Raw genomic sequence first — 802 nt, forward strand, 5'->3', positions numbered from 1 at the left:
AAGCATCGTCCAATAAGGCTGGACAGCCAATGCTGGCGCAGTTGACCGCAAAATGAATGCGCGGTTCGTTATAACGTTTTGAGCCGCGTATAAGGTTATGCTCAATATCATCTAGCGAACGGGTTTTGCCAAGTAGCGGAATAAAGTCTTGCTTCCATGGTGAGCTTAGTAGTCCACCGATATCTTTAATGGATTTGATATTAGGGTATTTTATGAGCACCAGCTCTATCGTAGCAGCATTGTAGACATTGATTAAAAAGGCCAATTGCTCATCTTTATTCCAGCGGTTAAATTCTGCCTGACTGACTTTGCTTGTGGCATTCAAATAGCTACTCAACTTGCCGTTGTCTGCTTTCATGCCAGCATAGTTGACCACAGACGCTTTACCGCCATTGGTCATAGTGACGTTTTTGTCCAGCAAACTATCCCAGCTACTGTGATTAAAATCAGCGTAAGCGGCGCTCGATAGCATAATTGTGGCAGCGAGAAGAGCTTTGGTCGTTGAGACCATAGATATTGAGGTCATAGATAAAAGTGCCTTATTGGTAAACATGGAACGCGCTCCGTAGCTACTGACATAGTAGATTTGGTCTAAAAGTATTACATTGCTACTGATGTAAATTTTTTTGCTTGCGGCGCATTCACAGACAGAGGCTACAAAAAATTTATAACAATCGCTTGGAGTAAAACTCGTGAATTTTTATTTAAGAATGACTGAGGTGTGTTAAACAAAAATGGTTAAAAACAATCCTAAACTACGTTTCTGTCTCTTCTTCTAAAGCACCGCCACAACTACTACCCT

Annotated in this window: 1 protein-coding gene; it reads right to left on the minus strand. The window is 41.5% G+C overall.

Features of this window, described 5'->3' with window-relative positions; all coding sequences use genetic code 11:
* Window positions 1-526 (minus strand): DUF547 domain-containing protein (locus tag ACS8FD_RS19155; RefSeq protein WP_439277027.1); only part of this gene is annotated, 526 nt, incomplete at its 3' end.
* Window positions 527-802 lie beyond the last annotated feature (276 nt).

The sequence above is a fragment of the Psychrobacter sp. 1U2 genome, from assembly GCF_051847575.1.